This window comes from Bifidobacterium sp. ESL0769, from assembly GCF_029395495.1.
GTDB lineage: Bacteria > Actinomycetota > Actinomycetes > Actinomycetales > Bifidobacteriaceae > Bifidobacterium.
Map to the genome: position 1 here is coordinate 1,218,598 of NZ_CP113918.1, position 14,346 is coordinate 1,232,943.

Sequence of the window (14,346 nt, forward strand, 5' to 3'; positions counted from 1 at the left end):
CTGCTCCTCTTGATGCCTTCAACGGCTGTTTACTTTTCGGACGACGAGTCTTTTTCTTCAGTCTCAGCTTTCGGGGCTTCCTTCCAAGGGTCTTCGCCCTCGCGTTCAGCCTCGTGCTCGGCGATACGGACTCCGACATTCTGCTTGGCCTGCTCGTAGGCCTCACGAACCTTCGGGGTAGCCTGCCGGGCCTTCTCGGCGGTCTTGTCGATGAAGCCTGCTGCAGCCGACGGCGCCGGCTTGACTCGCGTCTTAGGAGTATAGACCTGTGTGTTGATGAGATCGGCATAGTGCTTGAGGACCTCGCCGCGCACGACCTTCATGCTCGGGGTGAGCATGCCGTTCTCCTGAGTGAACTGGTCTTCGACGATGACGAACTTGCGCACGGATTCGGCGCGGGAAACGGAACTGTTGGCCTGATCGATATATTGCTGGACGTAGGCGCGGACCGCGTCGTTCTTGCAGATTTCGGCCATCGGCATGTTTTCGTCCATGCCGTTGTTGGCCAGCCACGAACGCACCATTTCAGGGTCGAGCTCGATAAGGGCAGCGATGAAGGGGCGGCCGTCGCCGATGACCACGGCATGGGAGACGATCGGGCAGGTGCCGATGGTGTCTTCCATCGGGGCGGGGCTCACGTTCTTACCGCCGGCAGTGATGATGATGTCTTTCTTACGGCCGGTGATGTAGACGAAACCGTCGTCATCGATTTGCGCGATGTCGCCGGAATGGACCCAGCCGCCCGGTTCCTTGGCTTCGGCGGTGAGTTCGGGCTGCTTGTAGTAGCCCAGGAAAACGTCCTCGCCGTTGATTAACAGCTCGTCGTCATCGGCCAGTTTGACGGCGATACCGGTGCCCGGGCGTCCGACGGCTCCGACCTTGTTGAAGTCCTGGAACGCGACGATGCAGGGAGCGGCGGTTTCGGTCATGCCATAACCCTGGATGAAGGTGATGCCGTCCATACCGTTGAAGAAGTGAGCCAGATCGGCGTTCATCGGCGCGCCGCCGCAGGCGACATACTTGAGGTTCGGGCCCAAGGCACTGCGCACCGAGGCCCCGACGGTCTTCATATAGAACTTGTGTTCCAGGCGTTCGGCGAGGGTGTGTCCGCGCCCTTCCTGACCGTCCTTAGACCACTTGACGAAATGCTTGAACGCCATGTTGAACACACGTCCCTGCAAGCCCGCTCCGGCCTTCTGTGAAGCGGCATTGTAGACCTTCTCGAAGACGCGCGGAACACCGAGCAGATAGGTCGGCTTGAACGTGCGCAGATCAGTCAAGAGATGCTTGGCGCTCGGCGTATAGCCGACAACACCCTGGGCACCGATGGCAACGTACTGGATGTAGCGGGCGAAGCAATGCGCCAACGGCAGGAAGAGCAGCAGCCGGCTGGGCTGATAGAGCATGTCGTCGAGCACGGCCCAGCCGATGAATGTCGTGGAGACGAAATTCCTGTGGGAGAGCATGACGCCCTTCGGCGCACCTGTGGACCCGGAAGTGTAAACGATGGTGAGCATATCGTCGGCGCGTACGCGCGAAATCGCCTCGTCAAGTTCTTCGTCACTTACCGAAGTGCCGAAATCGGAGACGGCTTCAAGTCCGTCCTCCTGCAGATTGAACACATACTTGAGACCGTCGCGTTCGCGGCGGAATTCCTCGAGCGTCTGGGTGTGTTCGGCATCCCCGCCAAAAGCGACGATCGGGTCGACGTCTTCGACGATGCCCTTGGCCTGCTTGGGCGAGTCGGTTTCATAAATCGGCACGCTTACCGCACCGATGGCTGCACAGGCGAAGTCCACCACTCCCCACTCGTAACTGGTGGCGGCGTAGATAACGACCATACTTCCGGCCTTGGCTCCCAGCCCGATGAGTCCTTTCGCAACCTTGCGCACGCGGTCAAGCATTTCACCGGCTGTGACGGTGTGCCATTGCTGGGTATCTTCATCGAGCCATTCGGCTATGGCTCCGTCCGGGTCCTTGCCGGCTCGCTTGGACAACAGGGAATAAATCGTGTCCTTATCGGTGGTTTTGGTGACAGGATCCAAATAGAATTCTCGCAACATAAACCTAACTATACGCAACCGTAACCCCAATGCTACGTTAGCGTAACTTTTACTATATATTAATAATTGCAGGTAAAAGACTAATTCTGGAATCAACCCAAGTCTGCGGTGGTGCAAATCCATCGCGAACCGCTGCGGTGAAACACCAATGTGACCCAGTAGGTCGATTTGCCTACGCACAGGCTGACGACCGTCTCTGTGGTTTCGGGACTGACCAATGTCGTGTATACCAGCATCGGCACTGCGGGAAGATAACAGAGCTTGGCCTTGAGCTCCTGATGGGTGCGCATATGGTTCTCCAGTAGATATGACATCGTTTCGAGGCGTTGCACGCACGGGCCACTTAGGGAGTGTTGCAGGCTTTGCGGAGGCGTGCGTCCGCGCACCACGTCCAGGCTCATACATGCCAGCCTGCAAGAACTGAGGCTGAACTTGCGACATTCCGCTTCGCTGAGCGTTCCTGGGTAGCAGCGTGAAATATGGTACGGGACAGGCCGATTCGACAATTCGATGCGAATGGATCCATCGTAGGTGGGCAATCCTGATCGTTGTGTAATCACCATCTGTTGTGGGCGAGTCTTCGTGCTCGGCGGCTTTTGCGTCAGCGTCTGCGATTGCCCTTGTCTCTCTTCGTTCATCTTTGAACCTCCTTTGCTTTTCGGTTGGCGTTCACTTTCCAGAGCAACAGAAAACGGCGGGAATGTCAAGAGACAAGAGGCTATTTCGGCAAAATTCAAGGTTTTTCGGTGGTTTTGGAGAAACCTTGAATTTTATATGATGGTAATACGTATAAATTGATGACTATAACACAAAAGCAGGCTGCCTGATTATGCAGGCAACCCGCTTGCGATGTTTGATAATTATCAGTTACTCAGCCCAGATGCGACAGCGTGACCGCAACGTCGCAATGCTGGAAGTTCTTGAGGTCGACATAACCGGTCGAGGCCATCGCACGACGCAGGGCACCGATGAAGTTGACCGTGCCGTCGGCGTTGTGGCTGGGTCCGAAGAGAATCTGCTGCAACGGAGCCACCGTCCCAACCTTCGTGCGCTTTCCACGAGGAAGTGAAGGATGACGAGCCTCGGCACCCCAATGCGTGCCCTTACCGGGAGCCTCGGTGGCGCGGGCCAGAGGAGCCCCGAGCATGACCGCATCGGCACCCATGGCCAAAGCCTTGACGAACGAGCCGGATGTGCCCATGCCGCCGTCGGCGATGATCTGTACGTAACGGCCGCCGGATTCGTCCATATAGTCGCGGCGTGCCTCGGCCACATCGGCAATCGCCGTGGCCATGGGAGCGTGGACGCCGATGGTGGCACGTGTGGCCGAAACCGCTCCGCCGCCGAAACCGACGAGTACGCCAGCCGCTCCAGTGCGCATGAGGTGGAGGGCCGCGGTGTAGCTGGCCGCTCCCCCGACGATGACCGGAACGTCAAGGTCGTAGATGAATTTCTTCAGGTTCAATGGCTCATGGCTTTCCGAAACGTGTTCCGCCGAAACCGCTGTCCCGCGAATGACGAAGAGATCGACACCCGCGTCGACGACCGTCGAATAGAATTCCTGCGTGAGCTGGGGCGAGAGGGCTCCAGCGACGGTGACGCCGGCGTCGCGAATCTCATGAAGACGCTTGGTGATCAGTTCAGGCTTGATCGGCTCTGCGTAGATCTCCTGGAGGCGAGCTGTGGCATTGCTTTCGTCGAGCTGGCTGATCTCGTCGAGCAACGGCTGAGGGTCATCGTAACGTGTCCACAATCCTTCGAGATCAAGCACGCCGAGAGCACCAAGCTTGCCCATGGCAATAGCCGTGGCGGGACTGGTCACCGAATCCATTGGGGCTGAAAGCACCGGAACGTCGAACTGGTAGGCATCGATCTGCCAAGCCGTCGAAACATCCTTCGGATCGCGGGTCCTGCGGGATGGGACGATGGCGATATCGTCCAATGAATAGGCCAAGCGGCCCTTTTTGCCCAAACCGATTTCAATTTCCTGAGTCATGGCTTCCAGATTACTTCCCCTATGTGACGAGCGACACGTAATCGGGAACCCCGGGAAAGTGCGTCTCGCCAGTCAGTCAAAGCAACACCGATGACATATTTAGGCGTGATAATGGCTTTCATAACCTGTGCATTAAGAAGAAAGGGCAAACATGGAAAAAATCAAGGTCAAAGGGACAATAGCCGAGCTCGACGGCGACGAAATGACGAGGGTGATATGGAAGGATATCAAAAACCGCCTTATCCTTCCCTACCTCGACGTCGATCTTGACTATTACGACCTTGGCATCGAAAACCGCGACGCCACCGACGACCAGGTGACCATCGATGCGGCCAACGCCATCAAGAAGCACCATGTCGGCGTCAAATGCGCGACCATCACCCCGGACGAAGCTCGTGTCAAGGAATTCAACCTCAAAAAAATGTGGAAGTCGCCTAACGGGACTATCCGCAACATTCTTGGCGGCACGATCTTCCGCGAGCCCATCGTCATCTCCAATATTCCGCGGCTGGTGCCCGGATGGAAGAAGCCCATCGTCGTGGCCAGGCACGCTTTCGGCGACCAGTACAAGGCGACCGATTTCAAGGTCGGCAAGCCGGGACGTCTGACCGTCACTTTCACCCCCGCTGACGGCAGCGAGCCCATCGAGCACGTCGTCTATGACTACCCCGGCGCAGGCGTCGCGCAAGTGCAATACAATCTTGAAGATTCCATCCGCGGCTTCGCACGCGCCTGTTTCAGCTATGGACTCATGCGGCACTATCCGGTCTATCTTTCCACCAAGAACACGATTTTGAAGGCCTATGACGGCGAGTTCAAGGATATTTTCGCGCAAGTCTTTGAGACCGAATACAAGGACCGTTTCGAAGCCGAAGGACTCACCTATGAGCACCGGCTGATCGACGACATGGTGGCCAGTACGATGAAGTGGCACGGCGGCTATATCTGGGCCTGCAAGAACTACGACGGCGACGTCCAGTCCGACTCGGTGGCGCAGGGATTTGGCTCGCTCGGGCTGATGACCTCGGTGCTGATGACCCCTGACGGCAAGACCGTGGAGGCCGAGGCCGCGCACGGCACCGTGACCCGCCACTATCGCCGCTGGCTCAAGGGCGAAAAGACCTCGACCAACCCGATCGCCTCGATCTACGCATGGACCGGCGGACTGAAGCAGCGCGCCAAGCTTGACGAGACACCGGAAGTCGGGCACTTCGCCGAGACTTTGGAGCAGGTCATCATCAAAACCGTGGAAAGCGGAAAGATGACCAAGGATCTGGCCATGCTCGTCGGCCCCGACCAGCCTTGGCTTGACACCGAGGGCTTCATGGACGCATTGGACGAAGGCTTGAAGGAGGAACTGAGCCAGTCGCGTTGATGATTGATGATTAATTATCAATCATCGGTTAAAAAGTTTGGCTCAACGCCGCCGCACGATAATCCTCAGGGATTGAATGCAGCGGCGCTTTCTATTGGCCCCAGACTAATATCAATACCGGTTGATTCGAAGCGTATAAAGAAGGATGACTCATGACGACGCGCGGCAAGCATTCCTTGGCACGTTTCCTGGCTTTCGCCACGGCTCTGGTTCTTTCGATGGCCTCGGCGGCTTGTGGCAACGGGCAGCAGGATGCGGGAACCACCTCGATCGACACCGACAAGGTGTCGGTGAGCTCGGCGGCGGCCAAAAGCAACGTCATCATCTTCACGCCCTCCGACGGCATTTCCATCTCATCGCACACACCGCTCAACAAGTGGGCCAAATTCGCCCCGGCCATCACCAAATCGCTGACGAACGCCGGTTTCCAATCCAAGAACATTAAGGTCAAGGCCGATGGCACCCTGACCAAACAGAGCGACGATGTGCAGGACTACGTGGTCAACCAGCTTTCCACCGCGTCCGACGATACCAACCGCCACACCACGCTGATAGTTGCACCAGCGACTTCCGGCAACAAAGGCAATGAGCAATACGGCGATTACGTCACCAATCCGGCCGACGCGGCGACCTATGATACCGAAAAACCGGCGAGTACAGGCAACTCAACCGATGCCAACGGCAATGCTGATTCCCCATCATCATCGTCCTCCTCTTCTTCTTCAGATAAATCGACTCAAACACAAGACGGAAACGACAAAGACAAGGCGAACGCCAACGACGAGGCCACAGCCGCCAAGCGTCTGGCGAAAACCCTGAAACTGGCGAAGAAGGCAGGAGCACATACCATCATCCTTGCCAATCCGCTGGCAGGATTCACGCCGGATATCTTCGTGAGCATGTCGACCCCGCGTCAGATCGGCGCGCTGCAAGCCCAACAGCTCGTTTCGAAACTCGCCTTGGAAAAAACGACCAAAATGCATCCCAAGGCCGTCGAGGTTATGATTCCTGTCGGTGAGGATGACGACTCGACGACCGACACCAGCGAGGCGTTCGCCAAGGAAGCCTTTGCAGGGATATGGGATGTGTTGCAGCCGTATTTCAAGGACGGCAGGGCCATCAGCCCGTCGAAGAGACTTACTGCGACCACGACCGACAACGATTGGGAATCCGTTGCGTTCAAGGCCTCCAAAACCGCTGAGGTGAAAAGCGAACTCGACGCCAGACTCAACGGTTCGTCCAAAGACAGCAAGCCGCTTCACGTCGATGGTATCCTTGGTATGAACGACTTCGTTTCATCAGCGGTCGTCGATGAACTCACCAGTCTCAAGTACACCGGTACTGCCGCCGACATCAATCCTGAAATCGAGGTTTCCGGCATCGTGGGAACGCTGACCGGCAAACACAATCTCAACAAGCAGGCTCCTCCGAAGCCGAAGGATAACAAACAGGACACTACCGAAGGCGAAGAGCAGACGCAAACCGACGGCGAGGGCGACTTGTCTTGGCCAATCCTCACCGGTTACGGTGCTTACACCGATATGATGCCCGACGTGGTCAATGGCAAACAATGGATGACCGGCATGGAGGATATCCAAAAGCTTTCACATGACATCGCCGGAGCGACCGCCACCATAGAGGCGGGAAAAAACGTAACCGATCTTTCCTACGTCAAAGCAGCGACGATCAACAGCTCGAAGATGAACACCATCCACGAAAAGCCGATGGCGATCAGCGCCAGCAACTTGAAGCATCTGCTGATCGAACCCGGATACATTTCACTGGCTGACGCGGGGTTGTAAAGAGAACTACTGCCGCCGGGTCAACATATCATGACGAAACCGGTTTCAGCACTATCTTCCTTCTTGACGCCAATTGCTGCGGATCGCGGTATTCCTTTCTGCTCTTCCTCACTCCCCAATGCACGCAGATTCCGGTGCAATGGTCCGAGACACCCTTCATCGTGCCAATCGGCATTCCTTTGACCACCGGCATTCCTATCGGCAGAAGTGTCTGCGCAGGCTCCAAGGTCAGAGTAAGGCTTTTATGACGGATACTGACCACTGATTTACCCGCAACGATACCCACGAAACTGATATAGCCGCTTGCCGGAGCCAGCAAGGGTGTATCCTCCACCGCAGCGACATCGACACCGCGATGGCCCGGGCCCCAGACTTGCTTGGGCGCTTTGAACTTCCTGATGACCACATGCGGAAGCACCGGCCATCGCATATCGGCCTTGCAGCCCTTATCACTATGCATAGGAGGATTCACTGACTCTATCGGTTCGATGAAGCCCAGCTGAGATTGGCGTAACGACGAAGCGGACTTGTGTGCCTCACCGGTGTTTAAAGACGGAACGGTCGTTACGTCGAATGCATTCCCCGATGTGCCGTTTGTCGCGGCCAACGCTTCATGATCTGAAATGCCAAAACCTACGAACAAAACCGCGCAAACGGCAAGAATCGTGACCAATCCCCAAACCAGGCTGATCAGTTTTTGCCTGCGTTCCTCCCTTTGACGCCGCAACCGTTCTCGTTTGAGTCGTTGCTTCTCCCTATTGTCCATCATCACTGACGTGCCTCCTTTCATTCGAACATCTGCATTACAGGTTCCTGCTTTCCAACTATGCCACTGCACTTCAAAACAGCGACGGAAAAACAGGTGATGTGGTCGAATGACCCCGGTTATCCACATCGTCCGGGCGTGTCGCAAAAGTTATGCACCGAATATTCGACGCATCACATCACATATCCACAGCTGCCGAGGCTCAAGAGTATAAAAGACATGACGATGAAAGAAAGGAACGCTCAACGTATGAGTGCCAAACGAAAGCCTGCAAAGACCGCCTCAGACAATGCAACGGAGGGGGCAGTGGAACAGCGGAGTGACGGTCTGCAACGTTGCTGGCCGCAGTCATATCTCGGGTTGAGCCACGACATGCTCGTCTACCACGACACCGAGTGGGGCACGCCCTGCTATGATTCGCAGGCCTTGTTCGAACGGCTTGCGCTGGAGGCGATGCAGGCTGGGCTTTCGTGGAACACCATCATCAACAAGCGCAAGGCCATCGACGCGGCTTTCCATGATTTCGATATCGAACGCGTCGCGCGGATGTCTGATGAAATACCGGATTTGATGCAGAACCAAGCCATCATCCGCAACAAGCGGAAAATCGAGGCCACCATCCATAACGCACAGGTCGCGCTGAATCTGGGCATGCCGTTTGCGGATTATATCTGGAGTTTCGCACCCGACGGCCCGCGCGTGAACAGGCCGAAAAGCCACGAGGAAGTGCCGGCGGTCACCCAAGAATCAATCGATATGAGCAAGGCCATGAAGAAGGCCGGATTCAAGTTCGTCGGGCCAACGACCATGTACGCCTACATGCAGTCGATGGGCATCGTCAACGACCATCTGCAAGGCTGCTTCAGATGTCCGGAAGCGAAAACTGACTGAAATAGGCTTTTCGAGTCGATATCTTGCCCTAGCCGAAGACCATCTCAAGCTAAACAAGGTTTTCGAGATATATCAGATATTACAAGTCGATAATTGCTATTCCTCATCAAACTGGCGGAGTCGCAGCAACCGTCAACGCCGCTACAACACGGAAATCACTGCCCGCACAAACTCTGCCGGATCATGATGCCGTAAGCCTCGCGGCCGCCACCTTCACCCGGAGTCAGGTGGGTGCCATCGTCGTAGAAATACTCGGGATGCCCGTTGCTGATGGAATACCAGTCGAGCAGGCCGACGTTCTTGTGCTTGGCGACTACTGAGCGCAGAATCTGGTTGTTGGAATCCTGCCAGCCTGTAGGTGAACGGACAGTGGTCAAGTACAAGGGTTCGTTGCCCACGGCCGCTATCAGATCCTCGACCTGCTGTGCATTGGCGATGCTGTCGTTGGTCCCGAGGGCCATGACGACCACACTTCCGGCTTGGCCTTGTGCCTGATGCCGGTGATAAAGATCGGCTCCAGTGGCGAAATGACGTCCGACCATATTGTCCTGCACGCTGGCCGGAATGTGCTGCGCGACGAAATCGTGCGCACCCATTTCGACCGAATCGCTGATAATCAAAGGATTCGCGCTGCATGAACCCGTCGCAGCGTCATACGTCCAGCCTTTGGTATTGAGGTTCTTCGGAACTTTGGCGGCTTTCGGCACCAGACGTGGGGGCAAGTTAAGGGACGGCTTGGGAACGGCCGAGCGGCGCAATGTCAGAAGATCACGCCGAATCGGTGTGGCAATGCCAAGGCTGCGGCCGATGGAAAGGTATTCCGCACGAAGAGCGTCCGAACGCTTGGCGGCAATCTGGTTGAAATCGACCGGAAGCACCGTGCACAACACGACGGCGACCACGCCGAGAGACGCGAGAATTTTGGTGACCAGACGCATTTCGCCGAACGGCACATTGCCAACGGGCACGGCCTTGCGTGCGGCCTCGGCCACCTGGTAGAAAGCCTCACAGACCGCCCAGAGAATCAGGAATTGAACGATCCATTCCCACCAGCGCAAGGGCTGGGTGCGGATGGCCGGATTCATGAATTCGAGCAGCGGGTAATGGACCAGATAGATCGAGAACGAGCGTGATCCGATGTAACGGAATACCCGTGAGCCCAACAGCGAACGGAAGAGGTTGCCCGGAAGCAGGACAACGACTATCAGCAGCGCAACGATAAGCGCGACGGCTTGGAAACCACCGCGGTAGAGCATCGCATCAGTGCCCTTGGAGACGAAATACAGAATAATCAGTGCTGCAAGCAAGCAGAAGCCGGCGCCTGCCAAAAGAAGATTCACGGGATTCGACCAGCTCACGGTATTCGTTGCCGGTCCTGTTGCGGCGTTACGTTGTGTATTGTCTTCGAGCTGTCCAGATCGTTCGTCGCGTTCGTCAGCTCCGCTGCGTTTCGTTCTTGCCTGCTCAACCATAAACGCAAGCAGCGCACCAATCATCAGTTCGGAAAAACGCGTGTCGAGTCCGTAATAGACGCGCGACACATCGGCTCCGGGCACGTATAGCAACATCATCAGAACCGTTGAGGCGACGGCGAGCAGCAAAGTTATGAGGAATCTGGTACGCAACCTCAAGTTGAAGCGATGCATCAGCCACAACGCGGAAACCCAGACCAGATAGAACTGCATCGTAACCGCCAGGAACCACAGATGCGTGAGCGGTGAAGGCAAGCCAGCTGCGGCGAAATACGAGACCTTGCGGAAGATATAGACCCAGTTGCTGGCGTATAGCGCGCTGGGCAAGGCATCGAGGTGCAGCTTCGGCAGCATGCCCGGAGAGAAGAGATAGGCGGCTGGCAGGACCAAAGCGATCAGCGAAAGCAGCGGGAATGTCAGACGTTTGATTTTGCGCCACAGATAGCTCACGTAATGGAAGCCCTGTTTGCTGGCCATCCGCCTCTCGACGCTGCCGGTGATCAGAAAACCGGAAATGACGAAGAAGATGGTGACGCCGAGGAATCCGCCGCTCAGCAGTGACGGACGGACATGATAAGCCACTACCCCGATGATCGCCAGAGCTCGCAAGCCGTCGATGGCGGCATTGTGGGACGAACGAGACGGTTGGGAAGAGCCGGACGCAAGGGAGATCTCTGCGCTACGTGCGGTATCCGAAGCAACCGAGTTACCTGCAGGTTGAGAGGAATTCGTTGAACCGGAAGACTTAGCAGCGGAAGTATGAGATGACGGTGAGACACGGGAAGAGTTTGAAGTACGGGAAGAACCGGAAGTTTTCTTTTTAGCCGCTTTTGGGCTATTCCCGGTTCGTGGCAACATAACCTCTTTTTCGCCTCTTATGATTTCGTGACCATTTCCATCTCGTGTCACAAGGCAGTACAGTAACAAAAGGCATAGATGCTTTGACATGCTTGACACGCCGCTATTTACGTTATTCAGACTACTCGGGTTTATCGAATATTCTTAATTTGATTGAAAGCGGAACGGAAGCTCAAGTTACGGCTCAAAGTGTAACTGTCATGCAGCAAGTCGACAAACCGCTCAGTTACGAAAAATTCCCGGAACCTTTAAGATTCCGAGAATTTCCATCCGCTCCCGCAGCTGGGCTTGAACCAGCGACATTCTGATTAACAGTCAGACGCTCTGCCAACTGAGCTATGCGGGAATGTCCCGTGTGGAGCTTGAAGCACCGCACAAGAAATATATCTTATACAAGAATCGATATCGCGCAACCCCAATGGCGTGTCGCTTGGATTTCGCGGAGTGTCTCGATTCCGGCTTTTGGCTCATACGCTGATGACGTTCATGGGCATCGCCGAGTCGATGGGGAAATCTGGGGACGACGGCTTTACTCCGGCTTCTACCAAATTGACGCCGAGCATAGCGACCATGGCGCCGTTGTCGGTGCAGAGCTTGATTTGCGGGATGCGGACTTCGACGCCGCGTTCCTTGCCTACCTCGAGCAACTTGGCACGTAGCTGGGAGTTGGCGGAGAAACCGCCGCCGACGATGAGCGTCTTGGAATCATATTCCTCGCAGCCGTGCATGGCTTTATTCGCCAGCACCGTGGCGACGGAATCGGCGAGCGAGGCGCAGACATCATCGACCGGAATCTCCTTGCCCGCGCCCTGCTGGGCTTCCACCCAACGTGCTACAGCGGTTTTGACTCCAGAAAAGCTGAAATCGTAGGGATGGTCTTTGCCAGCCTTACCCTTGGTGAGCCCTTGGGGCACCTTTATGGCATGCGGATCGCCGAGCTGGCCGTGCTTGTCGATGTGGGGACCGCCCGGATAGGGGAAGCCCAGCAAGCGCGCAACCTTGTCGAAGCACTCCCCTGCAGCGTCGTCAAGCGTCGTGCCGACGACATCCACGTGACGGGCGACATCCTCGACGTGCAACAGCGACGTGTGGCCACCAGAGACGATGAGCGCCAGCGTATCCTTCGGGAACGGACCGAACTGCAGCTGGGTGACGGCAATGTGGCCGATGACATGATTGATGCCGTAAATCGGTTTGTTTACAGCCCACGCCAGAGCCTTCGCACCGGAAACACCGACGGCCAGACATCCGGCCAAACCAGGTCCAGCTGAAACCGCGATGGCGTCGATATCGGAAAGTTCCATATTTGCGTCAGCCAGGGCTTTGCTCACCACCGGCACGAATGCTTCGGCATGGGCACGTGAAGCGATTTCCGGGATGACCCCGCCATAGCGTGCGTGCTCATCCATCGAGGAGGCTACGACGTTGGAAACCAGCGTGCGGCCTCGTACGATGGCCGCTGCGGTCTCGTCGCAGGTCGATTCGATGCCCAGTACTGTCGGTTCGCTCATTGCTGTTGCTCCATATTCTGTTTCTCGCTGTTAAATCCCATGATATTCGGTTCAAGATCCAACGCCATTTCGATGGCGTCGACGTCTTCGGGTTGATAATAATGCCGCAAAAGACCGATTTCCTTAAATCCACGGCTGCGATAGAGATGCTGTGCCGGTTCGTTGTCGACGCGGACTTCCAATTTGATGCGACGGACACTGTCATAATGCGCATATTTGATCAGCCGATCGAGAAGGTTTTTGGCGATGCCATTGCATTGGAACCGTTTGGCAACGCCGATGGTCGTGATTTCGGCTTGGCCGTCAGCGTGCCACATACCAGCGTAACCACGCATAATCTTGACGGTCCCAATTCGTTGGAGCGGTTCCGTTTGTTCGTCGGAAAGACGTTCATTACCTTCGGCAGAACCTGCTAAATCGGCGACATCTGCGGTATCGCTGTTTTCAGTATCAGCACCGGCGTCAGTCAGGTCGATGATATCGGCGAGATAAATTCTGGAAGCATCGGTTACCTCGTCACTCAGTGTCTGCGTATCCCAAGCCTGCGCGCCGAAAAGCTCCGTTTCAAGCCTTGCTGCAGCTTCTAATGCCCATCGCTGGTCAAGTTCACCGAATTCTACAATCATCTGGCGTTCAGGCCTTCGTGGCACCGGCATGGTTCAGCACATGTTTCAACGGATTGGGTACGGAAACGTCGGGACGCCGCAGATACAGCGGCTCCACCGGCCTTGTCGGCTTCTTGCCATTGCTGCCTTGTTTGCCGCTGGCATCATTTGAGTCGCTCGGGTCGATGCCGTTGCCAGCCATCGCGCACTGAGCGAAAATTTCCAAACCGGCTGACCCTGCGTCCAGTACCGAATGATCGATGACACAACCGAGTCTGTCACCGAATCCCTGCCACGCATCCGCGTATTTCGAAGCGCCATGACCGGCGATATCGATGCGATATTCGCTTTGTACGCTATCTTGCGCAACGAGCTTTTGAACGGTCTGATTGATTCGTTCGACGATATGCTGGGGATAATCGATATCCATATCGACTACGGCGGAAACAAACAACTCAGCATTTCCGGTGGCAGATTCCTGGCTTGCACCATTGCCGCCGATAGTTTGCTTTTCATCGCTATACAACGCAAAGTAAAGCTGGCGACGGCGGGCGTCATTGACGGCCAGGGTCAGATGATGAACGGATTCTGCGTTTGACGTCTTTTCGATTTCCTTGAGGAAACCACAATCCGAAAGTCTTGAATTACCCTGACGCTTCAGCTTCATCATCCAAGCCTGCGGCTCGAGGATATCCTGGCCGAGCAGTTGCGCGCCTGTGGCATACGAGATGGCCTTAGCGGCCACCACACCGGCACGAAGGCCGGTGAACGGGGCCGGCCCGACGCCGACGATGACGCGATCAAGGTCCTGCGGCGTAAGCCCTGCCTGACCTACGGCCTTGCCGATGTTGACCTGAAGCTTTTCGACATGCGTACGTGAATCGGTCTCTATGATGGGTTTGTGGCCCAAGACCCCTACCGTCGAACCGAACGAGGTGTCGATGACCAACGTGTTCGTCATATCTGCTGCTCCTACCACTCCACGCTGCCCAGCCAACGGTTGATCG

At 56.1% G+C, this 14,346-nt stretch carries 11 protein-coding genes and 1 tRNA gene; 3 read left to right on the plus strand and 9 right to left on the minus strand.

What is annotated here, in order from left to right; all coding sequences use genetic code 11:
- Positions 1-29: 29 nt before the first annotated feature.
- From OZX72_RS04990 to OZX72_RS05000, 3 genes are all read right to left on the minus strand, one after another.
- The gene (locus OZX72_RS04990) at positions 30-2,063 is read right to left on the minus strand and encodes an AMP-dependent synthetase/ligase (protein ID WP_277159292.1); all 2,034 of its coding nucleotides are present in this window, start codon (positions 2,061-2,063) and stop codon (positions 30-32) included.
- A 92-nt stretch (positions 2,064-2,155) separates the two neighbouring features.
- Positions 2,156-2,701, minus strand: a complete 546-nt coding sequence (locus tag OZX72_RS04995; protein WP_277159293.1) for an Rv3235 family protein — start codon at positions 2,699-2,701, stop codon at positions 2,156-2,158.
- 233 nt (positions 2,702-2,934) lie between these two features.
- Positions 2,935-4,059 (minus strand): GuaB3 family IMP dehydrogenase-related protein, encoded by a 1,125-nt coding sequence (locus tag OZX72_RS05000; protein WP_277159294.1) that lies wholly within the window; start codon positions 4,057-4,059, stop codon positions 2,935-2,937.
- Positions 4,060-4,210: 151 nt separating this feature from the next.
- Here OZX72_RS05000 and OZX72_RS05005 point away from each other — a divergent pair, with 151 nt between their 5' ends.
- On the plus strand, positions 4,211-5,434 hold the full coding sequence (locus OZX72_RS05005) for an NADP-dependent isocitrate dehydrogenase (RefSeq protein ID WP_277159295.1): 1,224 nt from the start codon (positions 4,211-4,213) through the stop codon (positions 5,432-5,434).
- A 152-nt stretch (positions 5,435-5,586) separates the two neighbouring features.
- Positions 5,587-7,236: a hypothetical protein gene (locus tag OZX72_RS05010; protein ID WP_277159296.1), complete on the plus strand. Its 1,650-nt coding sequence runs from the start codon at positions 5,587-5,589 to the stop codon at positions 7,234-7,236.
- 28 nt (positions 7,237-7,264) lie between these two features.
- Here OZX72_RS05010 and OZX72_RS05015 read toward each other — a convergent pair whose 3' ends face one another.
- Positions 7,265-8,005, minus strand: a complete 741-nt coding sequence (locus OZX72_RS05015; protein ID WP_277159297.1) for a M23 family metallopeptidase — start codon at positions 8,003-8,005, stop codon at positions 7,265-7,267.
- A 246-nt stretch (positions 8,006-8,251) separates the two neighbouring features.
- Between OZX72_RS05015 and OZX72_RS05020 the strand changes: the two genes are divergently transcribed.
- Positions 8,252-8,893 (plus strand): DNA-3-methyladenine glycosylase I, encoded by a 642-nt coding sequence (locus OZX72_RS05020; protein ID WP_277159298.1) that lies wholly within the window; start codon positions 8,252-8,254, stop codon positions 8,891-8,893.
- Between the two features lie 155 nt (positions 8,894-9,048).
- On the opposite strand, the gene OZX72_RS05025 is transcribed toward OZX72_RS05020, so the two are convergent.
- From OZX72_RS05025 to tsaB, 5 genes are all read right to left on the minus strand, one after another.
- The gene (locus tag OZX72_RS05025) at positions 9,049-11,223 is read right to left on the minus strand and encodes an acyltransferase family protein (protein ID WP_277159299.1); all 2,175 of its coding nucleotides are present in this window, start codon (positions 11,221-11,223) and stop codon (positions 9,049-9,051) included.
- Between the two features lie 273 nt (positions 11,224-11,496).
- Positions 11,497-11,569, minus strand: a tRNA-Asn gene (locus tag OZX72_RS05030).
- 121 nt (positions 11,570-11,690) lie between these two features.
- Positions 11,691-12,734, minus strand: a complete 1,044-nt coding sequence (tsaD, locus tag OZX72_RS05035) for a tRNA (adenosine(37)-N6)-threonylcarbamoyltransferase complex transferase subunit TsaD (RefSeq protein ID WP_277159300.1) — start codon at positions 12,732-12,734, stop codon at positions 11,691-11,693.
- Positions 12,731-13,360, minus strand: a complete 630-nt coding sequence (rimI, locus tag OZX72_RS05040; RefSeq protein ID WP_277159301.1) for a ribosomal protein S18-alanine N-acetyltransferase — start codon at positions 13,358-13,360, stop codon at positions 12,731-12,733. The genes tsaD and rimI overlap by 4 nt, the downstream gene beginning before the upstream one ends.
- 7 nt (positions 13,361-13,367) lie before the next feature.
- Positions 13,368-14,300 carry a tRNA (adenosine(37)-N6)-threonylcarbamoyltransferase complex dimerization subunit type 1 TsaB gene (gene tsaB / locus OZX72_RS05045; RefSeq protein ID WP_277159302.1) on the minus strand — a complete coding sequence of 311 codons (933 nt, stop codon included), beginning with the start codon at positions 14,298-14,300 and terminating at the stop codon, positions 13,368-13,370.
- Positions 14,301-14,346: the final 46 nt, after the last annotated feature.